The organism is Vibrio nereis NBRC 15637, from assembly GCF_001591105.1.
Lineage (GTDB): Bacteria > Pseudomonadota > Gammaproteobacteria > Enterobacterales > Vibrionaceae > Vibrio > Vibrio nereis.
Window position 1 is genome coordinate 33,259 of the sequence record NZ_BCUD01000008.1, and the last position, 25,832, is coordinate 59,090.

A 25,832-nucleotide genomic window follows, 5' to 3' on the forward strand; every position below is an offset into this window, starting at 1 on the left:
GAATGCCGCTTGTTATCACTAGGTGTTTCTATCTGTTGATATTCAATAATCCAAGATGCATGCCATTTTTAAACCCCTTAATAATCAGTAATTTAAATTAATTGCATTGAGTCTAATTAAGTGTGTATGATAATTTTAACCAACAGTTGGTAAAATTCACCAAAGGAATACGCAAATGCAACAAAACCTTATCGGCGAATCGCCAGCCTTTCTGGCTGTATTGGATAAAGTCTCTAAACTTGCTGCCATTGAGCGCCCTGTACTCATCATCGGTGAACGAGGCACAGGTAAAGAACTGATTGCTCAACGTCTCCATTACCTGTCTAAACGGTGGGATCAGCCGCTCATCTCACTCAATTGTTCAGCATTGAGTGAAGGCTTAATTGACTCTGAGCTATTTGGCCATGAGCAAGGCTCATTTACGGGCTCAAAAGGTAGGCATAAAGGTCGGTTCGAACGCGCAGAAAGTGGCACGCTGTTCCTTGATGAACTTGCCACTGCTCCACTTATGGTGCAGGAGAAGCTTCTTAGAGTGATTGAGTATGGCCAGTACGAGCGTGTGGGTGGCCACCAGCTACTGAATGCCAATGTCCGGTTGGTATGCGCCACCAATGCAAACTTACCCCAAATGGCAGAAAATGGGCTGTTCCGCGCAGACTTACTCGATCGTTTAGCCTTTGATGTTGTTCACCTACCGCCTCTACGCGAACGACAAGAAGACATCCCCTTACTCGCAGAATACTACGCGATAAAAATGTGTCGCGAATTGGGTTATGAATATTTTGTCGGTTTCAGTCACCAAGCCGAGCAAGCCCTGCTGGATTATGACTGGCCCGGCAATGTGCGTGAGCTAAAAAACGTCATTGAGCGGGCTGTGTATCAACACGGTCAGCAGGAAATGCCTATTGATACGCTGGTGTTCGATCCGTTTTCCGCCCAATGGGAGCAAGACAAGTCGACTGAGTCCCCTTGCTCTGACTCCATTGCAGAGACACTGACATTCCCGCTGGATTACAAGCAATGGCAGGAGAAACAAGATCTGATAGTACTTAACGCCGCGCTTGAAGAAAGTAAATATAATCAAAGAAAAGCGGCTCAATTACTGGGGTTAAGTTATCATCAACTTAGGGGTATGGTACGTAAGTACAATTTGACCAACCCGGAATAACAGGACGAAACTTAAGGTTTACTTTGGTTAGCCCTAACAAATAATGGTAAATTAATAAGATAGTAAGGCATAATGGTGAATCTTATTGTGCTTATCGTCGACAGTCATTCTTGCTATGAAAGCGTTCATTAAACTTACTCTTGGGTTATTTAGCTGCGGTCTTTTAACAGGCTGTGGCGAAGCCATTGACCACGGCAAAATCCGCCAAAATGGATTTGTTTACTGTGGTCAAGCTGGCCCTGAAACCTTTAATCCTCAACTTACCGATAGCGGTATTACTCCAGAGACGTTAAGCCCACAGATATTCGACTCGCTGCTAACTCTTGATCCCGAGAGCTATGAACCAGTTGCTAACCTGGCAACAAGCTGGGAAGTCGATGAGTCAGGCACAAAATATACCTTTACGCTGCGTGACGACGTAGCATTTCAAACAACACCCTGGTTTACCGCTTCTCGCAAAATGAACGCGGATGACGTGGTGTTTAGTTTCAGACGTATCTTAGACTCAACGCACCCATACCACTATGTAGGCGGTGGCGTTTACCCTTGGTTCAACGGGAATGACTTCCAAAACTTGGTGGTTGATATTGTTGCGTTGTCTGAAAACCAAGTGAAGTTTACTCTCAGTAGACCAGACAACTCCTTCTTATCTGGTATTGCAACCAGTCACGCTGTTATACATTCAAAGGAATACGCGAACCAACTGGAGCTAGTCGATGAAAAATCCATGCTTGACTCACACCCAGTTGGAACCGGGCCATTCTATCTGTCTGAATCTCAATTTAATGACTTTATTCGCTTAAAAAGACACCCCAATTACTGGAAAGGCCCAGCCAAAATGGAACAAGTGGTATTCGATGTATCAAACCGCGGCACGGGCACACTAGCTAAGCTATTAAGAGATGAATGCGACGTATTACATGCACCGCTGTCTAGCCAACTGCCTGTAATTAAGAACAACGACAACGTTACCTTGACGGCAATACCAGCAATGAATATTTCCTTTGTCGCGGTCAATACTTCCCACCCTGCAATGAATGATGCGCGTGTTCGTAAGGCGCTAAACTATGCGATAAACCGTCAGAATATTCTCGACTCGGTCTATTATGGCACCGGAACACAAGCCTATTCTGTATTGCCTCCCTCTTCTTGGGCATACCAAAAAGACACCTCTCAAATTCGTTATGATCGCAACTACGCGCTTGCTCTGCTGCGTGACGCGGGCTACAGCGAAGGGCTAGAGTTAACCATGTCTGTACCACTGGAGCCTAGGTCCTATAACCCAAGCCCTAGGAAAACCGCCGAGCTCATCCAAGCCAACTTGGCAGATGTCGGTATTACACTGCGGCTATTGACCGACGATAGATACGATCGTACTGAACCAGACGAAAGTGTGGACCTATATCTGACGGGCTGGATCGCTAACACTGGTGATCCAGACGGTTTTTTCAGACCATTACTCTCTTGTGACTCAAAACGTGCAGGCTTAAACGTTTCAAGCTGGTGTCACCCAGACTTTGACTTTTTACTTGACCTTGCACTGGAAGTGGATAAAAAGCGCTATCGACTCAATTTGTATCGTCAAGCACAGAACATTCTCAACGAGCAGTTCCCTGTCATTCCACTTAACCATGGCATGCAGTTACAAGCTCAGCATCATTCTTTAAAAGGATTCAAAGTGAGCCCATTCAACGCTCAGCCTTTTGATAAGGTAGAGAGGACGAAATAATGCTTTTTTATACCGTTCGACGCCTTAACCTTTTTATTATCACAATGCTGATCCTGACTATTGTTGGGTTCAGTATCCTACGCCTTGAACCTAACTCTCCTTGGGCTCTACAAGATTTTTGGTCTGGCTGGTTTACTTATTTAGGCGAGTTAATGCAGCTTAACTTTGGTGTGAATAAGCACCACATTCCAGTGATTGATGAGCTTGCAGTGGTTTTCCCTGCGACACTGGAGCTGTGTTTTATCGCTTTCATTCTCGCCCTTTTAATTGGTATTCCTCTCGGTACTGTTGCGGGGATGAAGCAAGGTAAGTGGACCGATACGATCATCTCATTTACTTCGATGGCTGGGTATTCGGCGCCGATATTCTGGGTAGCCCTGTTGATGATCATGGTGTTCTCACTCCATTTTGAACTGTTCCCAGTCGCGGGCCGATACGACATGCTTTATCAAATAGACCATGTCACGGGCTTCGCAATTATTGATGCCTTTTTATCCAAAAGCCCTTATCGAGCGCACGCACTGCAGAGTGTAATAGAACACTTGATCTTGCCTTGTTTGGTACTGGCTCTTGCCCCGACGACACAAGTTATTGCCTCAATGCGAACTTCAGTTGCAGAAGTAATGAGCCAAAACTACATTCGCGCAGCACGCATCAAAGGCCTTTCGACCAAAGAGATCGTGACCCAGCATGTACTTCGTAACGCTATTCCACCCATCATTCCCAAGATCGGTGTCCAATTATCAAGCATGCTTACATTGGCCATCATCACGGAATCGATTTTCAACTGGCCCGGCATTGGCCGCTGGTTACTGGATGCACTTTCTGATCAGGATTACGTCTCTATTCAGGCTGGTGTAATTGTGGTAGCGACTCTCGTTTTAACCGCCAATATTCTTTCTGATCTGATTGGCGCGATGATTAACCCACTAGTAAGGAAGGAATGGTATGCTAACCGATAGCGTGTATCAGGAAGAACACATTCCTACCCAATTTGAACGTTTTTGGCGCAGTTTCCGATCAAACAACCTAGCCATGTTTGGCTTGTGGTGCCTAGCACTTATCATTGTGCTGACGATACTCGCACCTTGGATTGCGCCACACGATCCGCAAGAGCAAACGGGGGTGCTGTTACTTCCGCCATCATGGAACCCAGCGGGTACAGTAGAATACTTTCTTGGTACTGATGACCTTGGTCGAGATATTCTTTCACGCTTGTTGGCTGGTTCTCAGTTTACATTTGGTGCTGCGGTACTTATTACTGCTATTGCTGGCGTAGTTGGCTGCATTATCGGTGTTTTAGCAGGTATGACTCGTGGCCTGATTTCGAGCACGTTAAACCACTTGTTAGACACGGTCATGTCTATTCCTTCATTGCTGCTTGCCATCATTTTTGTCGCGGTGCTTGGCTTTGGCGAATTCAACGTATTATTGGCGATATGTTTAGCGCTCATCCCACGCTTTATCCGCTCCGTTTATATCGCCGTGCATACTGAGGTAGAGAAAGATTACATCATGGCCGCTAGGTTGGATGGTGCGAACGACTTCTACTTATTGTGGAACTCAATATTACCCAACATTCTCGTTGTAATCGCTGCAGAGGTTACAGCTGCGCTTTCTATTGCCATACTTGATATAACAGCTCTTGGTTTTCTCGGTTTAGGGGCGCAAGCTCCAAGTACAGAATGGGGAGCAGTGTTAGGTGATTCGGTTGAACTGATCTACCTAGCACCGTGGACAGTAACACTCCCGGGCTTAGCGATCATGTTCACCGTTATTGTTATCAACTTGGTTGGCGAAGGCGTTCGTCAGGCACTGAATGCGGGGATCGAATAATGCCATTATTAGATATTCGACATCTGACCATTGAGATTGAGACGCCGCAAGGCATGATGAAAGCAGTCGACCGCATGAGCCTTACCTTAAATGAAGGTGAGATTCGTGGCTTGGTAGGTGAATCTGGCTCAGGAAAAAGCCTAGTCGCCAAAGCAATCGTCGGGGTATGTAAAGACAACTGGAAGGTAACAGCCGACCGGATGCGGCTTGGCAATATTGATTTGCTTCAGCTCACCCCACGTGAGCGACGCCGTGTTATCGCGCGCGATATTGCCATGATTTTCCAAGAGCCTTCAACGTGTCTGGACCCATCAGAAGAGGTGGGGAACCAATTGCTTGAATCGATTCCCGCGAAATCTTTCGAAGGTAAATGGTGGGAACGCTTTAAATGGCGTAAAAAACAAGCCATAGGGCTGCTGCACAAGGTTGGGATAAAAAACCACCGCCAAATCATGAGCAGCTACCCGTATGAGTTGACCGATGGTGAGTGTCAAAAAGTCATGATAGCGATGGCAATTGCAGCCAAACCAAAGCTATTGATTGCTGATGAGCCAACCAACGACCTCGACCCGATTACACAATCGCAAATACTGCGCCTGTTGAGCCGAATGAATCAGGTTAATAACACCTCAATCATTCTGATTGGTCATGACTTAACAACGATTACCCAATGGGCCAGCCGTATTACCGTGATGTATTGTGGTCAGTCCGTTGAGTCTGCCGATACACAAAAATTGTTGGCAAAACCTAAGCACCCATACACAGTGGCGCTGCTGAAAGCGATGCCAGACTTTAATGATTGGATCCCTCACAAAGAGAAACTTCAATCGTTGCCTGGGTCCATCCCCCCACTCCAACATTTACCAATAGGCTGCCGACTCGGGCCACGTTGCCCATACGCTCAGCGTCAATGTGTTGAAATCCCAATGACTAAAACGATAAAAAACCATAAATATGCTTGCCACTTCCCACTTAACATGGAGAAGAAAAAAGCATGAGTGCATTATTAGAAGTCAATGATTTGTCGAAAGAGTTTGTCACGCGCCCAGGGCTTTTTCGTAAGAAAACCCACCAGGCAGTCAAGCCTGTCAGCTTTACGCTAGAAGTGGGCCAAACTATTGGGTTTATAGGCCAAAATGGCTCTGGAAAGTCGACGTTGGCGCGCATGCTGGCTGGTGTGGTTGAGCCATCAGCTGGTGAGATACGCGTAAATGGTGAGCTGCTAGCGCATAAAGACTACACGACACGCTGCAAACTGATCCGCATGATATTTCAGGATCCTAATACATCGTTAAACCCTAGGATCCAGATTGGCAACATTCTTGAAGGTCCACTAAAAAGAAATACGGATATGCCTATGGAGGCCCGTGTGAAACGTGTAAAAGATACGCTGCTTCGTGTCGGGTTGCTGCCGGAGCATGCTTACTTTTACCCGCAAATGCTAGCAACAGGCCAAAAACAGCGTGTATGCCTTGCACGGGCACTGATCCTGCAACCTTCAATCATCGTTGCAGATGAAGCATTAAATGGCTTGGATATGGCAATGCGCTCTCAGATCATTAACCTGTTTTTAGAGCTACAAGAAGAGATGGGGGTGTCGTTTGTTTATGTGTCCCAACACCTAGGGATTATTAAACACATTACCGATAAGATCATGGTGATGCACGAAGGTGATGTGGTTGAAAGTGGTGAAACGCAGCAAGTTTTGACATGCCCTGAGCACATCATCACACAGCGTCTTGTAGAGAGTCACTTTAGCAAGCGCCGCTAAGGCCAACACTCCTAAAAATACTCTCGCGGGTATCAAAAGCCCAGCGAGAGTCGTTAAAGCCCAACTTCAAGTTGTTAAGAGCGCTTCTTGAGTTCAAATTCAAACTCATCAGGATAAAGCACGACGCCTTCTTCATTATCGTTTGGAAATACCACGACCGACAGTTCATCTTCTTCAAGGCCATATGTCCAACGGCTAAACCACTTGGCAGTAGAAATAGGTTCAGCTTTACAGTGTTCCCACTCCCCTGTTGCCCATTCGTTGGCAAACTCTTCATTCGGCCATACTGGTACGCAATCTTCGTCTTCCGTATTGAGCATCACACAGCCATGCTCATCGGTAAGGATCCAAACTTTACGATGCTTCGCTATTTCTTTAACACAGTAGTTAAAACGCTCTTCAGGGCGCATTTTGTTTACCGCATCGATTTGTTCTTGTGTTAGTGCTTCCAACATACATGTCTCCTTAAACAAAACGCCCACGGCAAAACCATGGGCGTTTAAAAGCTCATCCGAAACTTGCGATTACGCTAGTTCGGTTTGTAGCCACGGCCAGCCTTGTTTCTTACGGCTTAGCGTGTTTTCCATCATTAGCATGCCATCTTGCTCATGCTTAACTAGCTTCTCAGCCCACTCGCCTTTGTATAGTAGACGAGTTTGCGCAGTTGTGATGTCTGTTAGCATTACAGCTGCAAACGCTAGACCTTCATCGTTACAACGACGCTCAAGATCCGCTTCAAGGCCGTCGATCATACCGTCAACTTGTTCTAGAGTTGCCAGTTCAACCTGACCAACTACTACATCACGACCGTTGAATGGGTAACCTTTCAGGTCTTTTTCTACCAACTCAGCAGCAGAAAGACCTTCGATGTTTGTTTTTGCGATCAATAGATCTTTGATGAATGCATCAACGTCAGCAACATCAGCAATTTTCGCTAGCTCTTCAACTGCGTCTTTGTCTTTTTGAGTACAAGTTGGCGATGCAAAGCCTACTGTGTCAGACAGGATTGCAGACATCATTAGTTTAGCGATTTGAGGAGTGATCTCGTGACCTTCGATCTTGAACATGTTGAACAGTACTGTGTTGGTACAGCCAACAGGCCAGATCCAAGCTTCCATTGGGTTAACGGTCATCACGTCACCCAGACGGTGGTGGTCAACGATACCTAGAATTTCTGCTTCAGCCACGTCATCCGGTGCTTGTGCTAGATCTGAGTAGTCAACAAGCCAGATTTTCTCGCCTGCAACAGAAGTACGAAGTTCTGGAACTTCTGCACCTGCTACTTCAAGAATATGTTGAGTTTCGCGGTTGATTTCACCTTGGCGAATTGGCATTGCTTCAACACCACGTGCTTTTAGTAGTTCAGTGGCTACTAGTGCACTACAGATACTATCACTATCAGGGTTCTTGTGACCTACAACTAGAATCATCTTATTTCCTATACGACTAAAACAGGCCCTGTTTGGGCATTAACTCACGAAGCCCGTTACTTTACCTGATTTTTGAGATTTGTCATGGGTTAGGAAAAAGAAAAGCCAATCTTTCAAGTTTTTGTTGCAAATAATTATCATTACCATATATTGATAATAATTCGCATTTGCATTTGAGGTTTTTATGGACTCAATTAAGGTTTCTCAGTCCTCCACACAGTGGTTTTCGTTGTCTCAATTTAGTCCGGCTTATAAGCGATTGCTCCTGCCTATCTCACTGGTCGCTTTAGTCGCCAATGAAACAACCCGCGACGTCGCGGTAAATACGCTCTCAGATGCGTTTTGGGCGGTGTCTGCCTACGTCGCTTTTACACTCGCAATTTATCACTACGCTTCCATATTCATGAATAGAGAAAGCAAGATCGTTAACCTCTACCAAAAGTCGCGAGGTTATCAGGTTCTGTTCTCTTCCATTCTCGGCGCTTTACCGGGCTGTGGCGGCGCAATTATTGTCACCACGCAATTTGTCAGCGGACGAGTTGGATTTGGCGCCATTGTAGCCGTGCTAACCTCAACGATGGGCGATGCCGCTTTTCTATTGCTGGCGAGTAAACCTGATATTGGGTTTGCTGTGGTTGCCCTGGGGGTAGTTGTAGGTTGTGTGTCCGGTTGGGTCGTAAACATGATTCACAAAGACGACTTTCTGCGTCCAGAAGCACAAACTGTCGCTAATAAGTTTTGTTGTACATCAACCACCCACACAACCAATTTTGAAAAGAAGGCAATCAACCTACAAGGTGCGTTCTGGAAATGGCTGCTCGTCCCTGCCACTGTTGTTGCCTTTTTAGGCTCTTTCCAAGTAGACATTAACGCTCTACTTTCACTCCCAACAATGAGTATAGAGTGGCTGGGCACAATCCTTATCATTAGCAGTATGTTGCTGTGGTCTTTGACTAAAGAGATTAAAGACTATGAATCAACGGTAGCGGAAGACACCAAATGTGTTTCATCACACCCACTGCAAAAAGCAGCGCAAGACACCAACTTTGTTACTGCATGGGTTATCGTCGCTTTTATGGCTTTCGAGCTTATCGCCTTTTTTGGCCATATTGATTTAGCGGCAACTTTCTCTGGTTGGGGAATGCTGATGCCACTGATTGGCCTAGCGATTGGTATGTTGCCAGGGTGTGGCCCACAGATTTTGGTCACGAGTTTATATATTGCTGGAGCGGTACCGTTATCAGCTCAGATATCAAATGCGATTTCTAATGATGGTGACGCACTCTTCCCTATGATTGCACTGGCACCTAAGGCTGCCTTTGTTGCAACTATCTATTCTGCTGTGCCCGCGATCATCGTCGGTTATGGCTACTATTTCTTATTTGAGATTTAGCCATTGTAGGTCCCAAATAAGCACGCCCTCAGTCGAGGGCGTGCTTATATTAAATGTGACGTAAGTTAGAGAGTTGCGGCAACCTCATCGGATATATCACCATTGTGATACACCTCTTGGACATCATCTAGATCTTCTAAAGCATCGATTAAGCGCAACAATTTAGGCGCGGTATCCGCGTCTAGCTCAGCTTTTGTCGAAGGGATAAGAGACACTTCTGCATTTTCCGACTCGAACCCAGCAGCATCTAAGGCATCCTTTACTGAACCAAAGTCAGAAGGTGCGGTAAACACATCGATCGAGCCATCTTCTGCCGTTTCGATATCGTCTGCACCACTTTCTAGTGCCACTTCCATCACTTCGTCTTCATCCAGTCCTGGCCCGTATGAAATCACCCCTTTCTTGTCGAATAGATAATTCACACTGCCATCGGTGCCGAGATTCCCACCCGCTTTGGAAAATGCGTGACGAACGCCAGAAACGGTACGGTTGCGATTATCTGTCATACATTCGACCATTACCGCCGTGCCACCTGGCCCGTAACCTTCGTAGATAACGGTTTCCATGCCTTCGTCACCTTCGCCACCCGCACCACGTGCAACAGCTCGGTTAACGGTGTCACGGGTCATGTTGTTCGAAAGGGCTTTATCGATCGCAGCACGGAGACGCGGGTTGTTTTCCGGCTCTCCGCCGCCCTCTTTCGCTGCAACGACGATCTCACGGATCAGCTTAGTGAAAATTTTGCCTCGCTTAGCGTCTTGAGCCGCTTTACGATGACGAATGTTAGCCCATTTACTATGACCAGCCATTTGATTCTCCCTTTAAAACAATAAAGCCGTAAGTTGTGCTTACGGCTTTGAAATTTCGGCTAGTTTATCACAAATAATGATGTTTTACTTGTGGCGCTCTTTAAGCTTGTTAACCACATCGTTCATCGACAAACCTTGGTCTTGCAACAGAACAAGCAAGTGATAGATAAGATCTGCAGACTCACACACTAGTTCCGCCTTATCGCCCGACGTCGCCGCAAGCGCGACTTCAACGCCTTCTTCGCCCACTTTTTGCGAAATACGTTTGGTGCCACGGGCATATAAGCTGGCAGTGTAAGAAGAGTCAGGGTCGGCACTCTTGCGGGCAGCCAATAGCTGCTCAAGTTGATGAAGCCACACCATCTGCGACTCTTCTTGTGTATCGCCGTCCCAACACGTTGTCGTACCAGTGTGACAAGTTGGACCAATCGGGTCGACTTTCACTAGCAGAGTGTCGTTATCACAATCTAACGCGATGTTCTTCAGTTGTAATACATTGCCCGAGGTTTCACCCTTGGTCCATAAACGCTCTTTGGTACGAGAGAAGAAGGTCACGTGGCCAGTTTCACCCGTTTTTGCCAGCGCGTCTTTGTTCATATAGCCCATCATCAACACTTGGCTAGATTGAAAATCTTGGACTATCGCAGGCACTAAACCATCAACTTTGTCCCAGTTAATGCGTTCAGCAAGTGAGTTTACTTCTGCTGTGGCAAAACTCATACGCGTACCTCTACACCTTGTTGTTTTAAGTATTGTTTTAATTCGCCAATATTGATGACCTGTTTATGGAATACAGATGCCGCTAAGGCACCATCAACGTTCGCTTTTTGGTAGGCTTCGGCGAAGTGTTCCATCGCACCCGCACCACCAGAAGCAATCAGTGGTACATTGCAGACTTCTCGCACCATATTAAGTTGCTCGATGTCATAACCGTTGCGCACACCGTCTTGGTTCATCATATTGAGAACAATTTCACCTGCGCCGCGCTTTTGCACTTCTTGTACCCAATCGCGTGTTTCCCATTGTGTCGCTTTCGTGCGCTCTTCGTCGCCAGTAAACTGGTAAACTTGGTATTTCCCCGTTTCTTTGTCGTAGTATGAGTCGATACCGACCACAATACACTGCACACCAAATCGGTCAGCAAGCTCAGTAATCAGCTCTGGATTAGCTAACGCTGGCGAGTTTATTGACACTTTGTCTGCGCCAAATTCCAATATACGAGCTGCATCTTCAGCCGATTTAATCCCACCAGCGACACAGAACGGAATATCAATCACTTCTGCGACACGAGCAACCCAGCTTTTGTCGACAACTCGGCCATCACTTGAGGCAGTAATATCATAAAATACCAGCTCGTCTGCGCCTTCTTCCGCGTAACGTTGCGCCAGTGGAACAATGTCACCGATGATTTCGTGGTTACGGAATTGAACACCTTTTACAACCTGACCATCGCGCACATCAAGACACGGAACTATTCGCTTTGCCAACATGCAAATGCCTCCTCTGCGGTGAATTTTCCATCCAATAGCGCACGACCAACGATCACACCTGAAACTCCAGTACCTTTTAACGCCTCAATATCAGCAAGAGAGCCAATACCACCAGACGACTGGAATTGAACTTGAGGGTACTGCTTACACAGGTCGACATACAGTTCTACGTTTGAACCTGCTAGCGTGCCGTCTCGAGATATATCGGTGCAAAGCACGTGTTTTAGGCCAACGGTTAGATAGTCATTAATAAGCGCTTCAATCGTTACACCCGAGTCTTCTTGCCAACCCGAAATGGCCACTTTACGCGTACCGTTTTCATCTATGTTGATATCGAGCGCCAGAACAATTTTTTCCGCGCCATATTTTTCCATCCAACCCTTCACTAATTCAGGCTGTTTTACTGCTGTTGAACCGACAACAACACGCTGAGCGCCAGCTTCAAGAAGATCGATAACGTCTTGTTCACTACGTACACCACCACCAATCTGGATGTTGGCTGGTGTACTGGCCAATAGCTTAGCAATAAGATCAAGCTGACGTGCCGATGTGTCTTTAGCGCCCGTCAGATCAACCAAGTGCAACCAGTTAGCGCCAGCTTGATGGTAGAGGTTAAATTGCTCTGCTGGGTCTACCTTGTATTCGGTCACTTGGCCGTAATCGCCTTGGTATAGGCGCACTACCTGACCTTCAATTAAATCTAATGCGGGAATAATCACGTAGTTATATCCTTATAATTCCAAGAAATTCTGAATCAGTTTCGAGCCCGCTTTTGAAGAACGCTCTGGGTGGAACTGCACGCCATAATAATTGCCACTCTGTACCGCTGCGCTAAACGGCTTGCCGTAATCACAATGCGCAATGGTGTAGTTTCCTACTGGCATCGCAAAGCTATGAACGAAGTAAAAGTATTCGCCTTCTTCGATGCCTTTAAACAGCGGGTTGCCAGGTTGAGCACTGACGGTATTCCAACCCATGTGAGGTAACGGTAAATCGCCAGTTTCCAGTAGGCGCACATCTCCATCACATAGGCCTAAACAATCAACTTGTTCGTCCGCTTTTTGGCCTTTTTCTTGTGAGGACTTACCAAGCAACTGCATCCCTAAACAGATACCTAGCAACGGCTTTTCAACCTTTTTAACTAGCTCGATCAAGTTACGTTCTTCGAGGTTTTTCATCGCCTCACTTGCAGTGCCTACCCCGGGTAGGAACAATTTTTCTGCCGCAAGCACCACTTCAGGGTCTTTGGAGATGGTAACCTCGTAGCCTAAGCGCTGAATTGCAAATTTAACCGAGGAAACGTTGGCACAACCTGTATCGATAATAACGACTTTCTGATCTGTCATTGCTTTACCCTTCCCTACAACACGCCTTTGCTACTTGGTAGCTCGTTTCCTTCCACTTTGATCGCCTGACGAAGCGTGCGACCAAATGACTTAAACAAACTTTCGATAATGTGGTGGTCGTTATTACCTGAAGACGACAGGTGCAGTGTGCAAGCTAGAGTGTCGGTCAACGAACGGAAGAAGTGTACGACCATCTCGGTGGATAAGTCCCCTACCTGTTCACGACCGAACTCGGCATCAAACTTAAGGTATGGTCGACCCGATAAATCAAGCGCACACTGCGCTAAACACTCATCCATTGGCAGGCTAAAGCCAAAACGGCCAATACCACGTTTATCGCCAAGCGCTTCTTTCAGAGCCTGTCCCAAAGCCAATGCCGTATCTTCAACGGTGTGGTGATCATCAATGTGTAGATCGCCTTCAACGTTACACACCATCTGGAAACCACCATGCGTTGCGATTTGATCCAGCATGTGATCGAAGAACCCAAGCCCCGTTGATATTTGATTGCCGCCTTGCTCATCAAGGTTGACCTTCACTCTGATATCCGTCTCTTTTGTGGTACGAACAACTTCAGCAACGCGCGCCTTCACCGTAAGGTCTTTCAGGATTTGCTTCCAACCCATCGTTTCGGGGTTATATTGAATGCCGCGAAGCGCCATGTTTTCTGCAAGCTGTAAATCCGTTGGACGATCACCGATCACAACCGAGTTTTTGAAGTCGACCTTGCCGCCCTGAAGATACCCTTTAACCATACCTAGTTTCGGTTTGCGGCATGAGCAATTGTCTTCTTCAAAGTGAGGACAGATCAGGACATCATCAAACTTCACACCTTGTGACTCAAAGATTTCCATCATCATGTTGTGCGGCGCATCGAAATCCTGTTGAGGATAGCTGTCTGTGCCTAAACCATCCTGGTTGGTGACCATTACTAAGCTGTAGCCAGCATCTTGTAGTGCCAGCAAACTCGGAATAACAAACGGCTCTAGTTGAAGCTTATCTAAACGATCTACCTGAAAATCAGTTGGTGGCTCAACGATCAACGTGCCGTCACGATCAATGAAAAGGATTTTTTGTTGTGTGCTCACTCGAACTTCCTTATTTCTATTTTTACTGAGCCCTTGCTGTAGCCAGAGCTCATCATTCTCTACGCTTTACTTATGAATAATAATTGCGGATAAACCCTAGTGTTTTCTCACACTCATCTCGATTACCTACGCTAATACGTACGCAATTCTCGATTGGTGAGTTACGCAAAATAATGCCGGTATCCCACGCTGCTTTAAATAGTGCATCGCCGCCAGGGAATTTAACCAACAAATAGTTTCCCCAACCTTCAAAGACTTGCAATCCAGGGATCATCGATAATCCTACCTGCAAGTAAGCTCGGTTCGCATTCAAATCCAATACTTGGAATTTAGCACGCGCTAATCCAGCTTCAGACAAGGCTTGAGTCGCGATCTCTGCCACTGGGATAGGCACCGGATATGGGGCAATGACTTTAAGTAGAACGTTGATCAACTCTTCGTTTGCCAACGTAAATCCACAGCGTAAGCCTGCTAATGCAAACGCTTTTGACAACGTGCGAAGAATCGCAAGGTTTGGGTACTGCTCCAATAAATCAACAGTGGATGCCTCTGGGCAAAAGTCAATATAAGCTTCATCCATAACCACGATCGCACGGTCTTTAGTCATCTCAAGTAAAGCAACAATGTCTTCACGTTTAACCAAGTTACCGGTTGGGTTATTTGGGCTACAAACAAACACTAACTTAACGTTATCAAGGCTTTCTTCGATGCCTTGTAAGTCTAGTTGCCAGTCAGCTGTCAACGGTACCGTTTTACGTTCAACACCAATTGTTTCTGCGCTGATCGAGTACATACCATACGTTGGCGGGCAGTAAAGAATCGCGTCTTCACCCGGCTCACAAAAGGCTCTGATTAACAATTCGATACCTTCGTCTGCGCCGCGAGACGTCAGCGTTTGCTCAGGCTTCACTCCTGCATAACTCGCGTACGCTTCGATCAGTTCTTTTGGCTGACATTCGCTGTAGCGGTTGAGGCGAGCAAAGTCAGTTTTGTATTCATTGTTAAAAGGCGATTCGTTGGCATTAAGCCACACGTCTCCAGTACCACCTATGCGGCGCGCAGACAGGTAAGGCGTGAGTTTCTGTACTTGTTTTCTTGCTAACTTTTCCATCTCAATCACCCTTATGCTTTCGCTGCCAATTTTTCTACTCGAATAGTCACTGCTCGTTTGTGCGCATCTAACCCTTCTGCTTCTGCCATCGTCACAACCGTTGGTGCGAGATTCTGCAAACCTTGTTCTGATAACTGCTGCACCGTCATGCGCTTAGAGAAATCTGCCAAACCCAAGCTTGAGTATGTACGGGTATAACCGTAAGTCGGTAATACGTGGTTAGTACCGGAAGCGTAATCACCGGCAGACTCTGGCGACCAATCACCTAAGAAAATGGACCCAGCGTTGTCGAGCAGAGGCAACAACTCACGAGGGTTCTTAGTCTGTACGATTAAGTGTTCTGGACCGTAGTAGTTCGAAATTGAGATCGCTTGGGTAATTGACTCAGAAATAATGATTAAACTCGACGCGAGTGCTTTTTCTGCAATATCAGCACGGGAAAGCTCTTTCAGTTGACGCTGAACCGCATCAGTCACTTGGTCAGCTATCACTGGGGATGGCGTCACTAACACCACTTGAGAATCAGGTCCGTGCTCCGCTTGGCTCAACAAGTCAGCGGCAATAAAGTCTGGTTCTGCGGTTTCATCGGCAATGACTAACACTTCAGACGGGCCTGCTGGCATATCAATCGCCGCACCACGAAAATCATTGCTCACTTGGCGTTTAGCTTCAGTTACATACGCATTGCCTGGTCCGAAAATCTTATCCACTTTGCTCACGGTCTCAGTACCGTATGCCATTGCTGCGACCGCTTGACCGCCACCGACGTTGTACACTTCGTCGATGTCACACAGTTTAGCGACGTAGAGGATCTCATCAGCGATTGGCGGTGGTGAACACAGCACCACTTTACGGCAGCCAGCAATTTTGGCTGGTACACCAAGCATCAGTACCGTTGACGGCAGCGGAGCACTGCCACCTGGGATATACAAACCCACTTTTTGAATTGGGCGAGTGACTTGTTCACATACAACGCCTGGCTGAGTTTCTACCTTGATAGGCTGTGGTTTTTGCGCTTTGTGAAACTTAGCAATATTGCTGTACGCCTGCTCTAACGCCTGTTTCATTTCAGGGGAAAGACGCGCAGATGCATCTTCAATCTCTTGGTTCGATACGCGAATCGACTCTGGTCGAACACGATCAAATTTCTCTGTCAGTTCCAGAAGAGCCGCATCGCCTTGGTTACGGACTTTTGCGATAACTTCCGAGACCGCTGCCGTGATGTTCGCACCTTCTGCAATGGCTGGACGCTCTAAGATTGAATCCTGCTGAGACTCACTTAATGATTGCCAAACTACCGTTCTCATCGCGCTTTACTCCATCATTTTTTCAATAGGTAGAACCAGAATCGAACTCGCACCCAGCTCTTTTAAACCTTCCATCGTTTCCCAGAAGAGGTTTTCTGTACTCACTAGGTGAACCGCCACTTTTTGCTTGTCGGCTGAAAGAGGTAAAACCGTTGGATCTTCAGCACCAGGAAGTAAGTCTTTAACTTGCTCAAGCTTCTCGACTGGCGCGTGCAGCATGATATATTTCGATTCTTTCGCTTGTTGAACGCCTTGCATACGGGTAAGGAGTTTCTCTATCAACGCTTGCTTGTCTGCATCAAAGTCACCAGCACGTTGAATCAGAGTCGCCTTTGATTGGAAGATCACTTCTGCTTCTTTCAAACCGTTGGCTTCCAATGTCGCACCTGTAGAAACCAAGTCAGCAATGGCATCCGCCAAACCTGCACGCGGCGCAACTTCTACAGAGCCTGTCAGCATACAGGTTGAGAACGGAACCCCTTGCTCATCCATGTACGCTTTAAGAAGGTGCGGGTATGTGGTGGCAATACGTTTGCCTGCCAGGTCTTGCGGGCCGTTGTACTCTTCATCTTTATCAAGGGCGATAGACAGTCGGCAACCACCAAAATCCATGCGGCGAAGCGTAATGAATTCAGACGGCTCTCCCAGCGCTTTGCGGTCAAGGCGAACTTCTTCCAGTTCGTTTTCCCCGATAAAGCCCAAATCAACCACACCATCCATGATAAGCCCTGGGATGTCGTCGTCTCGAACAAGCAGTAAATCAATTGGCATATTTTCTGAGTGAACAACCAATCGCTCACCCATTACATTGAACTTTACGCCACATTTTTTGAGTAGTGCTTGGCTCTCTTTGCTTAGGCGACCTTTCTTTTGAATTGCGATTCTTAGGCGTTGTGTTTGCATTGCGTTATCCCTGCATAAGTATTTGATTATTTGTATATTTAAAAGCGTTAAAAACTAAAAAACCCTCGGGAGATTTTGGTCTCCCGAGGGTTTGAAATCTGAATTTAGCGATTTTAACCTCCGGGAGTTTCCTGCCTCCCGGGTATGCGCACATCTCCCGAAAGACTAGACTGGGTGATGGTGATGGTGAATGTTCATTACAAAATTGCGCATAACTAATTAATCTCTAGATGTATCTATCTGTTAACAACAACACTAACCAAGGTTTATTTTCATTTCAACCATTAATTTATTAAAAACATAAAAAAACACATAACACACTGAATAGTAAAAAGTATAAATTTGCATTATTCCCTACGATACAACGAAATATGTCACATGAAGCGTTCGCAAGATCCTTAATGAAGAGCCTGACTTTGGGCCATTTGTTTCACTTACGAAGTTTTCACATTCTCAAACATGAAACACCAACGACATCAGTTCTGCGCGGATTAGTAGCTACGCTTTATGTAGGGAAAGAAACGAAAACTCCGATAAAATGTCTACGAATAGATTGAATACAGATTTCTCTTTGCATGTGGAGAAATTGTGTTTATGCCCTTTGATCGGCGAAAGCATGTGTTTGAAAGACTTACGTTGCAAACTCAAAAAGTACGCCCAGTGTGATGCAGAGGTGCTTATACAAGGCGAGACTGGAGTTGGTAAGGGGCTTTGCGCTCGAATTATTCATCAGCAATCTTCACGTAAGAATGCTCCATTTATTGAAGTCAATTGCGGAGCTATACCAAGCGGGTTAATTGCATCAGAGCTTTTTGGTCATGAGAAAGGTGCGTTTACAGGTGCGATCTCCGACAGAGTTGGGTTTATTCAAAGAGCAAACCGAGGCACCTTGTTCCTTGATGAAATTGGTGATATGCCTGCAGATCTTCAAGTTCACCTACTCCACTTTTTAGAAAGTAAACAGATACAACGAGTTGGTGCAGACAAAACAATCGACGTCGATTGCCGGATCATCGCCGCCAGCCATGTCGATTTAAAAGCAGATGTTGTCCAAGGAAACTTTCGAGAAGACTTGTTTTATCGACTCAACATTCTCCCCCTTAAAATCCCCCCATTGAGGGATAGAGGCAACGACATACTTATACTATCCGACTACTTTTTACAGGAACTGTCCAACGGGAAAGTGATCATCTCGAAAGATGCGCAGGAGACTCTCCTCACCCACTCTTGGCCGGGTAATGTTCGCGAGCTACATAATGTCATTCAGCGCGCCGTGGTAATGTGCGAAAAAGCCACAATAACACCAGCAGACTTAGGCATTGATACATTGGAACGCCACTCCAACCCTCGCACAGATCAAGTGGATTTAGACTATTTACTTCAAGCCATTGAAGACAATAAGCACAACATGAGCGCAGCGGCTAGACAGCTTGGGATTTCGAGAACAACCTTGTATCGACTGATTAAGAAATACAACTTGGATATATAGAATCATTATCTGCGTTTAACTTGACAGTTAAATTTCAAAAAAACTCAACACTATTGAATTCTCTGTATCACTTCTTTTGTCGAAGAGATGGGATAAATCAATAGGGGAACAACAGATAAAAGTGATGTGTATAGCGGTACATATTTTTACGTCACGTATACAAAAAGCTCCGCTAGTTAGCGGAGCTTTTTATCTATATATCAGTGCGGCTAGGCGTTCTGACAAGAGGCTATTTTGGATTTTGACAACCAAGATAGCACAAGGCATACGATTATAAATGTCACGGTTGCAGCGCCAAACGAAAGTGCAATAGATGACGTCATACCCAACGCGATAAAGCCAACACAAGAGACTAGTGCGACAGCAAGCGCATACGGTAGCTGTGTTGCGACATGGTCGATATGGTTACAACGCGCACCTGTTGATGACAGAATGGTCGTATCAGAAATTGGAGAACAGTGGTCACCAAATACTGAGCCAGCAAGAACGGCACTTAACATAGGTAACATCAAAGCGATGTCTGTTGCAGCTGCCATATCGCCAGCGATTGGTAACATGATACCGAAAGTACCCCAAGACGTACCTGTCGAGAAAGCCATTAAGCCCGACAGTAGGAACAGAATAACCGGTAGCCAATGTGGATTGATGTTACCTTGAGCCATAGTAGACAGATAAGCGCCTGTCTCCATGTCACCAATAACCGAACCAATAGACCAAGCAAACACTAGAATCAGGATTGCTCCAAACATAGACTTCGCACCAATCCAAAGAGTTCGTACGATTTCTGCAAATGGAAGGCCCTGTTTGAATACCGTCAGTAGTGCAACCGCTAGACCGACCAGACCACCATAAATCAATGACGCGCCTACGTCAGTGTTCTCAAACGCACCAAGCAGAGCAAACTCTTTGCCATCCGCAGCTAAGGCTTGTGAACCCGTCCATAACATGGAAGCAACGGTCGCAATAATCAAAGTAACGATCGGCAAAACCAAATCCATTACTTTGCCTTTGTCACTTTCACGAATATCTAGCTCTTCATTCAGCTCATGTGCTTCTTGTGAGTCATTCTCTTTGTCTTTATCAAAACCACGCCCCTGAGAAGCCGCGATCTCGTGGTCGCGCATTTTACCAATGTCTAGACCAAACCATGCAACAGCAAACACCATAAGCAGTGCAAATACCGCATAGTAGTTCATTGGAATTAAGCGAACGTAAGCACCCAGTGCCGAATATTCGGTAATTCCGTGTGAAACTAAAATGCCACCGATTATGGTAATAATGTAAGCACCCCAGCTAGACGCTGGCATCAATACACACATAGGTGCCGCTGTGGAGTCCAATACGTAAGCTAACTTTGCGCGAGATACGTAAAAACGGTCTGTTACTGGGCGAGAGATCGCGCCCACAGCCAAGCTGTTAAAGTAATCATCGACAAAAATGAATACGCCTAAAAAGGCTGCAAGAAGTTTAGAGCCGCGTTTACTTTTAACTCGAGACTGTGCCCATTCAGCAAATGCACGTGTACCACCTGACAATGTCAGTAAGGCCGTCATCATGCCAAGTAGTAATAGAAAGCCAACAATACTCATATTCCAAGTATTTAGGCCGCCATCTTCGACAAACACATTAGATACTGTTGAGCCAACGTAGCTCAAAGCATTGCTTACTGAGTAGTCATTTAATAGGACAGAGCCTAAGACAATACCGACACCAAGAGAAACAAGGACATGGCGAGTAATGATCGCCAAACTTAATGCCACCAGCGGAGGCAAAAGAGATAAGGGAGATGATGCAAAATCAATTAAATTCATGATCTTCAAAAACCAGTAATAAATGGTTAGAGATCTACTGCAGACTCATTGCTGGAAGTTAAATTCCACACAATTGTGTTGAACTTAGCGAAAGGGAAGCGAACACTTCACCCAACCCTACAGTAGCGCTCCATAGTTTTACAAATTATAGACTATGGCAGTGTTAGCCCTATTCGAGTCTAACCCCAGCGAATACTTTTGATGAAGATACTCACTTCGGCGGCGTAACCTTTCTGACTTGCTCATTGGCATCACCCCAACAAGTCGTACTGATTTATTCCGCACCTCTACCGCGATTGTTGAAACTTTAAACCAAATGAAAGAAAAACTAACAATGATTTAACCAACGCCTCGCATTAGGTGACGCTCATTGTACTTATCCCATGCGCCATTTCAACATATACATCTAAATTATTGTTAAAAATATTGGTACAAAAGTGCCACTAAAGTTTCTTAAAATATGCATACTCACACACAATATGTACGTCATACTCTAAAGGCTTCCATCAATAAATAGCACGATAATAATTCACTTCGATTTATTACTGATAATTTATTTGCCGAGCCAGTTGCGTATTAAGCAATTTATAGTGCTCTGCTAAAACTGCCATCCTACATATGAAACACATGGATTAAATTTATAAAAACCATATTTCGCCTATTGATTTCAAATATCCTCGACACTATATAAATAATGAACATATCTCTATTTTTTGAACTATAAATATTAGTATTTTTCATAAATGTACTAAATTTATCTCTAATGGATTGTAAATTAGAAAATTCAGGATTATTATCTTTCAATTAGCTAATCCTTAATTAGTGAGATCAAAATATGTCGGAACTAACTAAAACATTATTAAATATTCGTAGTCTGCGTGCGTTTGCCCGTGAACTAACGCTAGAACAACTGGAAGAAGCTCTAGATAAATTAACGATTGTGGTTGCTGAGCGTAAAGAAGAAGCTGAAGCAGAAAAAGCCGCACAAGCGGAGCAAGAAGCGAAACTAGCAGCGATTGCAGAACAAATCGAAAAAGATGGTATTGACGTAAGTGCCCTAATTTCTGCTCTTTCTGGTGAGAAGACAAAGACGAAATCAAAATCTAAGCGCGCACCTCGCCCTGCAAAATACAAATACGTAGATGCAAACGGTGACGAGAAAACTTGGACAGGTCAAGGTCGTACACCTTCAGCAATTCAAGAGCAGTTAGATGCTGGTAAGTCTCTGGATGAATTCCTAATCTAAAAAGCTCTAAATAAAAAAGCGCCTTTAACGGCGCTTTTTTATTGTCGAGTGTTAAATACAATAAAGCCCTGAATAGTCAGGGCTTTTAATTAGAATTAATCTCGGGTTAACGTTCCCAGTAAGCTTCTTCTAAGCTGTCTTCACGCTCTGGTAAGCCACGTGACAGACGAGGAGAATGTTGCACTAACACCTCATAGCTTGCGCGGTTTGAATACTTACACACCTGTGAGAAAGAAGAATATGTCAAAAACGCATGGGCGTGTTTACTGGAATTAGGCACGTTTTCTTTATGATATTTGTTTGCCGCCATATCATGCAGCAATGCTGATAACGCCGCATCACCTGCACCATTGGTATTCTTAATTTTTTCAGGGCCGCCCATGTACGGAGAAATATGCGAATACACTTTGATCGGGCTATCACATCCTTTTTTGGATGTTGGACGACTAAATTCGTAACGGTTAAATTCCGCAATACTACCTGGCAATAGTGGTAAAGACGTTTCGCGTTTTGCTGAATCTTCGGTATAGCCAGCCATAAATAAGCCTACTGGACCTGCAGTACACAATACTAAATCAACCCAATCGAGTGCTTTATCTGACGCAGCTAAAGGATCAGACTCACCTGTGAGTGCTTCCGCCTCATCTTCATTCATCGCCACCACTGTTACGTGATCACGTAAAAATTCTTGCCAGTACTCTGGGTCATCCTGAATGACAAATTTCGTTCCCAACGTCAATACAACGGGCACATCATACTTTTTCGCGTATTCAATAGCTTTCATTGTGGCTTCTGGCATTGGGTCACCTTCTTTACAGCGCACCAAATAAGCCGTTAATACAAGAGCCGACGCGTTTTCGAAAATATTCTCTGGAATACTTTCTGGTAAAAGCTGGTTCATTTGGCCTTCACTAATTGCGAATGTACGTTCACCATCTTCCGTAATAAGTGCGAAACAACGACCGATCGCCCCTTTTACCCCTTGCAGGTAGTTCAAGTCCATACGACTTGATGTGTTACACAAATAACGATAACCATAGCTTCCGATTTTAATATCTTGGCTCATTACACCTAAAAGCGTAGAACGATCATCCGCAAGTACAGAGTAATTGTGCATGGTATTACCGATCGTACCACCAGCATATTCATTAGTAATAAGATCGAATTGTTTTAGTTCGTTATAAAGTGCTTCTGCCGTTTCATCATCGATGACCAGAGAATGCCCCTTACTCAATTTGTATTTTTCAATTAACTCTGAGCCAACTTTCGCTTCAATATCGACTAACGTTTGGTCGATACCGATAATGTGTGTACGTGACATTTGTTTGCTTTCTTGTGATTGGCTAACTAGCGGATCACGTGCATGCACTGGAAAGTAGTGTTTTGATTTACGTTGGCCAGGAAATTTCATATCAATGATTCTGAGTAAGGGATGAAAGGATGCCGGATTCTACATCGCACTTGACAGTGCGGCAATATCCCGAATTATAGCAAACGTTTGCCAGCAACAAGAAAATGACTGGCTGCTGACATACGTAGAAATAAGAAGGGTTACTCGCCTTCCATAAAGCTCAAATCTGGTAGTCGGTCTAGATTCTCAGAGTAGCGTTTTAAGTTAAACTCACCTTCGTTTTTCATCACATCAAAAATCTCAATCGCCACGGCACATGCCATCATCGCAATCGCATCTTCACGGCTTGTTCCTGTCATCATAAGACGCATTAATGTCTCTTTTACTTTGAGAGGATTGCCATCTTCAAGTTGGTTTTCGACCACTTCAATTAGTTGCGCTTCTTCAAAGATCTGGTTCTCTTCGCTCATTTGTTATTTCCGCGTTGGCTTGAATTTCGTCAACTATGCCACATATAAATCATTGATAGTGATAAAAGCGAAAATAGATAGAGCAAACGGGCAAAAGTTCACCATTTTCGAAGTGTGAGTCCGATCTCGGATCTGTCCCCTCGCTAGGCTTTCTGATAAAATCTGCGTCCAGTTAATTTAAGTGGTGTTTAGTAATGTCTGAGAACTGTACTGACAACAGTCAAAAGAAAGTTATCGTCGGCATGTCTGGCGGTGTTGATTCATCCGTTTCAGCTTATCTTCTGAAGCAACAAGGCTACCAAGTGGAAGGCCTGTTCATGAAGAACTGGGAAGAAGATGACAACGAAGAATACTGTACAGCAGCGGAAGATCTCGCCGACGCTCAGGCAGTATGTGACAAGCTTGGCATTCACCTACATACCATTAACTTTGCGGCAGAATATTGGGACAACGTATTTGAATACTTCCTTGCTGAATACAAAGCAGGCCGTACACCAAACCCAGATATTCTTTGCAACAAAGAAATCAAATTTAAAGCCTTTTTAGAGTTTGCAGACGAAGTACTCGATGCAGACTACATCGCGATGGGCCACTACGTACGTCGCACTTTCCCTGAAAATGGCGAAAAACCGCAAATGCTACGCGGTTTGGATGGCAACAAAGACCAAAGCTACTTCTTGTACACACTAAGCAGTGAACAAGTGGCTCGCAGCCTGTTCCCTGTCGGCGAACTTGAAAAGCCTGAAGTACGTCGTATCGCAGAAGAGCAAGACCTGATCACCGCGAAAAAGAAAGATTCAACGGGTATTTGTTTTATCGGGGAACGCAAATTTACGGATTTCTTGTCTCGCTATCTACCAGCTCAGCCAGGTAAAATTGAAACGCCAGAAGGCAAAGTGATCGGTGAACACCAAGGCTTGATGTATCACACACTAGGCCAGCGCAAAGGTCTGCACATCGGTGGTACCAAAGGCGGCGGTGGTAACGAAGACCCTTGGTACGTTGCGGATAAAGACCTAAAGCGTAATGTGTTAATCGCAGTGCAAGGTGCGGATCACCCGTTACTAAAATCACAAGGTTTGATTGCCTCTCAGCTTCACTGGGTGGATCGCACACCAATTAAAGAACCTGTGCAGTGTACCGTGAAAACACGTTATCGTCAGACTGATATCCCATGTACAATCATCCCTATCGATGATGAAAACATTAAAGTTATCTTTGACGAGCCGCAAGTTGCCGTAACTCCAGGTCAGTCAGCAGTATTTTATAGCGGTGACGTTTGTCTTGGTGGCGGCATCATCGAGCAGCGCATTTAATTTTGAATCGTATATTAGGAGAACGACTACGTGGCTAACGCACTTTACGACCGCACAATCGCATTTGCAGGCATTTGCCAAGCTGTAGCTTTAGTTCAACAGGTTGCGAAAAACGGTTACTGTGACTCAGACGCGTTTGAGACATCTCTTAAAGCGATTATGAATACTAACCCAAGCAATACTGTCAGTGTATATGGCCGTGAGTCCGACCTGAAACTTGGGTTAGAATGCTTGGTAAAAGGGATTGATAGCACGCCAACTGGTAGCGAAATTACTCGCTACATCATCAGCTTGATGGCGCTTGAACGTAAGCTTAGCTCTCGCAACGATGCGATGTCTCAACTCAGCGACCGTATTCAGATGCTAGAGCGCCAGCTTGACCATTATGAATTGTTAGACGATCAAATGATCAGCAATGTTGCCAGCGTTTATCTGGATGTTATCAGCCCAGTGGGGCCACGTATTCAAGTGACCGGAACTCCGTCTGTGCTTCAACAGACCAGCAACCAGCATAAAGTGCGCGCCCTGCTGTTATCTGGCATTCGTAGCGCTGTGTTATGGCGTCAGGTTGGTGGTAAACGTCGCCACTTAATCTTCGGCCGCAAGAAAATGGTAGAACAGGCACAAATCCTGTTAGCTAGAATGTAATCGTATTATTATCAGCTCGCGCTAAGTCGCGAGCTGATTTCTTTAGTCCAAAATAAATTTCGCGCAAACGTTTGCGCAATATTCGTGACAATTGCCAGCGTTATTGGTATAAAGCTCACG

The 25,832-nt window shown here is 45.3% G+C and carries 25 protein-coding genes, 1 riboswitch and 1 other annotated feature; of the genes, 11 read left to right on the forward strand and 14 right to left on the reverse strand.

The window, feature by feature from the left end; translation table 11 throughout:
* The first annotated feature begins 175 nt into the window (after nt 1–175).
* From pspF to VNE01S_RS10355, 6 genes are all read left to right on the forward strand, one after another.
* Nucleotides 176–1,168: a phage shock protein operon transcriptional activator gene (gene pspF, locus VNE01S_RS10330; RefSeq protein ID WP_053393933.1), complete on the forward strand. Its 993-nt coding sequence runs from the start codon at nt 176–178 to the stop codon at nt 1,166–1,168.
* Nucleotides 1,169–1,283: 115 nt separating this feature from the next.
* Nucleotides 1,284–2,897, forward strand: a complete 1,614-nt coding sequence (sapA, locus tag VNE01S_RS10335) for an ABC transporter substrate-binding protein SapA (protein ID WP_053393932.1) — start codon at nt 1,284–1,286, stop codon at nt 2,895–2,897.
* Nucleotides 2,897–3,859, forward strand: a complete 963-nt coding sequence (locus VNE01S_RS10340; protein WP_053393931.1) for an ABC transporter permease — start codon at nt 2,897–2,899, stop codon at nt 3,857–3,859. The genes sapA and VNE01S_RS10340 overlap by 1 nt, the downstream gene beginning before the upstream one ends.
* Complete coding sequence (sapC, locus tag VNE01S_RS10345; protein ID WP_053393930.1) at nt 3,846–4,733, forward strand: putrescine export ABC transporter permease SapC; 888 nt, start codon at nt 3,846–3,848, stop codon at nt 4,731–4,733. Before VNE01S_RS10340 ends, sapC begins: the two co-directional genes overlap by 14 nt.
* Complete coding sequence (locus VNE01S_RS10350; protein WP_053393929.1) at nt 4,733–5,731, forward strand: peptide ABC transporter ATP-binding protein; 999 nt, start codon at nt 4,733–4,735, stop codon at nt 5,729–5,731. Before sapC ends, VNE01S_RS10350 begins: the two co-directional genes overlap by 1 nt.
* Nucleotides 5,728–6,504: a peptide ABC transporter ATP-binding protein gene (locus VNE01S_RS10355; protein WP_053393928.1), complete on the forward strand. Its 777-nt coding sequence runs from the start codon at nt 5,728–5,730 to the stop codon at nt 6,502–6,504. The genes VNE01S_RS10350 and VNE01S_RS10355 overlap by 4 nt, the downstream gene beginning before the upstream one ends.
* Before the next feature lie 74 nt (nt 6,505–6,578).
* Here VNE01S_RS10355 and VNE01S_RS10360 read toward each other — a convergent pair whose 3' ends face one another.
* Together VNE01S_RS10360 and VNE01S_RS10365 are read right to left on the reverse strand one after the other, a co-directional pair.
* Nucleotides 6,579–6,959, reverse strand: a complete 381-nt coding sequence (locus VNE01S_RS10360) for a DUF2750 domain-containing protein (RefSeq protein ID WP_053393927.1) — start codon at nt 6,957–6,959, stop codon at nt 6,579–6,581.
* 69 nt (nt 6,960–7,028) lie between these two features.
* Nucleotides 7,029–7,934, reverse strand: coding sequence for a manganese-dependent inorganic pyrophosphatase (locus tag VNE01S_RS10365; RefSeq protein WP_053393926.1), 906 nt, complete (start codon nt 7,932–7,934; stop codon nt 7,029–7,031).
* Between the two features lie 184 nt (nt 7,935–8,118).
* Between VNE01S_RS10365 and VNE01S_RS10370 the strand changes: the two genes are divergently transcribed.
* On the forward strand, nt 8,119–9,327 hold the full coding sequence (locus VNE01S_RS10370; protein WP_053393925.1) for a putative manganese transporter: 1,209 nt from the start codon (nt 8,119–8,121) through the stop codon (nt 9,325–9,327).
* A gap of 65 nt (nt 9,328–9,392) precedes the next feature.
* Here VNE01S_RS10370 and VNE01S_RS10375 read toward each other — a convergent pair whose 3' ends face one another.
* The 9 genes from VNE01S_RS10375 to hisG all read right to left on the reverse strand — a co-directional run bounded on the left by VNE01S_RS10375 (nt 9,393) and on the right by hisG (nt 17,381).
* Nucleotides 9,393–10,136 (reverse strand): YebC/PmpR family DNA-binding transcriptional regulator, encoded by a 744-nt coding sequence (locus tag VNE01S_RS10375; protein WP_053393924.1) that lies wholly within the window; start codon nt 10,134–10,136, stop codon nt 9,393–9,395.
* An 84-nt stretch (nt 10,137–10,220) separates the two neighbouring features.
* A complete protein-coding gene (gene hisIE / locus VNE01S_RS10380; RefSeq protein WP_053393923.1) occupies nt 10,221–10,856 on the reverse strand; it encodes a bifunctional phosphoribosyl-AMP cyclohydrolase/phosphoribosyl-ATP diphosphatase HisIE in 636 nt (211 codons plus the stop codon).
* Nucleotides 10,853–11,626, reverse strand: coding sequence for an imidazole glycerol phosphate synthase subunit HisF (gene hisF / locus VNE01S_RS10385; RefSeq protein ID WP_053393922.1), 774 nt, complete (start codon nt 11,624–11,626; stop codon nt 10,853–10,855). Before hisF ends, hisIE begins: the two co-directional genes overlap by 4 nt.
* The gene (hisA, locus tag VNE01S_RS10390; protein ID WP_053393921.1) at nt 11,608–12,345 is read right to left on the reverse strand and encodes a 1-(5-phosphoribosyl)-5-[(5-phosphoribosylamino)methylideneamino]imidazole-4-carboxamide isomerase; all 738 of its coding nucleotides are present in this window, start codon (nt 12,343–12,345) and stop codon (nt 11,608–11,610) included. The genes hisF and hisA overlap by 19 nt, the downstream gene beginning before the upstream one ends.
* A gap of 12 nt (nt 12,346–12,357) precedes the next feature.
* Nucleotides 12,358–12,972, reverse strand: a complete 615-nt coding sequence (hisH, locus tag VNE01S_RS10395) for an imidazole glycerol phosphate synthase subunit HisH (RefSeq protein ID WP_053393920.1) — start codon at nt 12,970–12,972, stop codon at nt 12,358–12,360.
* A gap of 14 nt (nt 12,973–12,986) precedes the next feature.
* A complete protein-coding gene (gene hisB / locus VNE01S_RS10400) occupies nt 12,987–14,060 on the reverse strand; it encodes a bifunctional histidinol-phosphatase/imidazoleglycerol-phosphate dehydratase HisB (protein WP_053393919.1) in 1,074 nt (357 codons plus the stop codon).
* Between the two features lie 70 nt (nt 14,061–14,130).
* A complete protein-coding gene (gene hisC, locus VNE01S_RS10405) occupies nt 14,131–15,171 on the reverse strand; it encodes a histidinol-phosphate transaminase (RefSeq protein WP_053393918.1) in 1,041 nt (346 codons plus the stop codon).
* Between the two features lie 11 nt (nt 15,172–15,182).
* Nucleotides 15,183–16,478, reverse strand: a complete 1,296-nt coding sequence (gene hisD, locus VNE01S_RS10410) for a histidinol dehydrogenase (RefSeq protein ID WP_053393917.1) — start codon at nt 16,476–16,478, stop codon at nt 15,183–15,185.
* 6 nt (nt 16,479–16,484) lie between these two features.
* A complete protein-coding gene (gene hisG, locus VNE01S_RS10415) occupies nt 16,485–17,381 on the reverse strand; it encodes an ATP phosphoribosyltransferase (protein WP_053393916.1) in 897 nt (298 codons plus the stop codon).
* 53 nt (nt 17,382–17,434) lie between these two features.
* Nucleotides 17,435–17,571 (reverse strand) — a sequence feature (His leader region).
* Between the two features lie 348 nt (nt 17,572–17,919).
* On the opposite strand from hisG, the gene VNE01S_RS10420 reads away from it, so the two are divergent.
* Nucleotides 17,920–18,870, forward strand: a complete 951-nt coding sequence (locus tag VNE01S_RS10420) for a sigma-54 interaction domain-containing protein (RefSeq protein WP_053393915.1) — start codon at nt 17,920–17,922, stop codon at nt 18,868–18,870.
* A gap of 209 nt (nt 18,871–19,079) precedes the next feature.
* Here VNE01S_RS10420 and tet(35) read toward each other — a convergent pair whose 3' ends face one another.
* Nucleotides 19,080–20,681 carry a tetracycline efflux Na+/H+ antiporter family transporter Tet(35) gene (gene tet(35), locus VNE01S_RS10425; protein WP_053393914.1) on the reverse strand — a complete coding sequence of 534 codons (1,602 nt, stop codon included), beginning with the start codon at nt 20,679–20,681 and terminating at the stop codon, nt 19,080–19,082.
* Nucleotides 20,682–20,796: 115 nt separating this feature from the next.
* A riboswitch (Lysine riboswitch) is annotated at nt 20,797–20,979 on the reverse strand.
* A 537-nt stretch (nt 20,980–21,516) separates the two neighbouring features.
* On the opposite strand from tet(35), the gene VNE01S_RS10430 reads away from it, so the two are divergent.
* On the forward strand, nt 21,517–21,927 hold the full coding sequence (locus tag VNE01S_RS10430; protein WP_053393913.1) for an H-NS family histone-like protein: 411 nt from the start codon (nt 21,517–21,519) through the stop codon (nt 21,925–21,927).
* Between the two features lie 106 nt (nt 21,928–22,033).
* Here VNE01S_RS10430 and VNE01S_RS10435 read toward each other — a convergent pair whose 3' ends face one another.
* Together VNE01S_RS10435 and VNE01S_RS10440 are read right to left on the reverse strand one after the other, a co-directional pair.
* Nucleotides 22,034–23,338 carry an inosine/guanosine kinase gene (locus VNE01S_RS10435; protein ID WP_053393912.1) on the reverse strand — a complete coding sequence of 435 codons (1,305 nt, stop codon included), beginning with the start codon at nt 23,336–23,338 and terminating at the stop codon, nt 22,034–22,036.
* A gap of 140 nt (nt 23,339–23,478) precedes the next feature.
* Nucleotides 23,479–23,748: a hypothetical protein gene (locus VNE01S_RS10440; protein WP_053393911.1), complete on the reverse strand. Its 270-nt coding sequence runs from the start codon at nt 23,746–23,748 to the stop codon at nt 23,479–23,481.
* 194 nt (nt 23,749–23,942) lie between these two features.
* Between VNE01S_RS10440 and mnmA the strand changes: the two genes are divergently transcribed.
* Nucleotides 23,943–25,064 (forward strand): tRNA 2-thiouridine(34) synthase MnmA, encoded by a 1,122-nt coding sequence (gene mnmA / locus VNE01S_RS10445; RefSeq protein ID WP_053393910.1) that lies wholly within the window; start codon nt 23,943–23,945, stop codon nt 25,062–25,064.
* Between the two features lie 30 nt (nt 25,065–25,094).
* Nucleotides 25,095–25,712: a high frequency lysogenization protein HflD gene (gene hflD, locus VNE01S_RS10450; RefSeq protein ID WP_053393909.1), complete on the forward strand. Its 618-nt coding sequence runs from the start codon at nt 25,095–25,097 to the stop codon at nt 25,710–25,712.
* Nucleotides 25,713–25,832: the final 120 nt, after the last annotated feature.

Excerpts from the sequence above, each read along its gene's own strand:
- pspF (WP_053393933.1), top strand. The coding sequence starts at position 176 with ATGCAACAAAACCTTATCGGCGAATCGCCAGCCTTTCTGGCTGTATTG.
- sapA (WP_053393932.1), top strand. The coding sequence starts at position 1,284 with ATGAAAGCGTTCATTAAACTTACTCTTGGGTTATTTAGCTGCGGTCTT.
- VNE01S_RS10340 (WP_053393931.1), top strand. The coding sequence starts at position 2,897 with ATGCTTTTTTATACCGTTCGACGCCTTAACCTTTTTATTATCACAATG.
- sapC (WP_053393930.1), top strand. The coding sequence starts at position 3,846 with ATGCTAACCGATAGCGTGTATCAGGAAGAACACATTCCTACCCAATTT.
- VNE01S_RS10350 (WP_053393929.1), top strand. The coding sequence starts at position 4,733 with ATGCCATTATTAGATATTCGACATCTGACCATTGAGATTGAGACGCCG.
- VNE01S_RS10355 (WP_053393928.1), top strand. The coding sequence starts at position 5,728 with ATGAGTGCATTATTAGAAGTCAATGATTTGTCGAAAGAGTTTGTCACG.
- VNE01S_RS10360 (WP_053393927.1), bottom strand. The coding sequence starts at position 6,959 with ATGTTGGAAGCACTAACACAAGAACAAATCGATGCGGTAAACAAAATG.
- VNE01S_RS10365 (WP_053393926.1), bottom strand. The coding sequence starts at position 7,934 with ATGATTCTAGTTGTAGGTCACAAGAACCCTGATAGTGATAGTATCTGT.
- VNE01S_RS10370 (WP_053393925.1), top strand. The coding sequence starts at position 8,119 with ATGGACTCAATTAAGGTTTCTCAGTCCTCCACACAGTGGTTTTCGTTG.
- VNE01S_RS10375 (WP_053393924.1), bottom strand. The coding sequence starts at position 10,136 with ATGGCTGGTCATAGTAAATGGGCTAACATTCGTCATCGTAAAGCGGCT.
- hisIE (WP_053393923.1), bottom strand. The coding sequence starts at position 10,856 with ATGAGTTTTGCCACAGCAGAAGTAAACTCACTTGCTGAACGCATTAAC.
- hisF (WP_053393922.1), bottom strand. The coding sequence starts at position 11,626 with ATGTTGGCAAAGCGAATAGTTCCGTGTCTTGATGTGCGCGATGGTCAG.
- hisH (WP_053393920.1), bottom strand. The coding sequence starts at position 12,972 with ATGACAGATCAGAAAGTCGTTATTATCGATACAGGTTGTGCCAACGTT.
- hisC (WP_053393918.1), bottom strand. The coding sequence starts at position 15,171 with ATGGAAAAGTTAGCAAGAAAACAAGTACAGAAACTCACGCCTTACCTG.
- hisD (WP_053393917.1), bottom strand. The coding sequence starts at position 16,478 with ATGAGAACGGTAGTTTGGCAATCATTAAGTGAGTCTCAGCAGGATTCA.
- hisG (WP_053393916.1), bottom strand. The coding sequence starts at position 17,381 with ATGCAAACACAACGCCTAAGAATCGCAATTCAAAAGAAAGGTCGCCTA.
- VNE01S_RS10420 (WP_053393915.1), top strand. The coding sequence starts at position 17,920 with ATGTCTACGAATAGATTGAATACAGATTTCTCTTTGCATGTGGAGAAA.
- VNE01S_RS10430 (WP_053393913.1), top strand. The coding sequence starts at position 21,517 with ATGTCGGAACTAACTAAAACATTATTAAATATTCGTAGTCTGCGTGCG.
- VNE01S_RS10435 (WP_053393912.1), bottom strand. The coding sequence starts at position 23,338 with ATGAAATTTCCTGGCCAACGTAAATCAAAACACTACTTTCCAGTGCAT.
- VNE01S_RS10440 (WP_053393911.1), bottom strand. The coding sequence starts at position 23,748 with ATGAGCGAAGAGAACCAGATCTTTGAAGAAGCGCAACTAATTGAAGTG.
- mnmA (WP_053393910.1), top strand. The coding sequence starts at position 23,943 with ATGTCTGAGAACTGTACTGACAACAGTCAAAAGAAAGTTATCGTCGGC.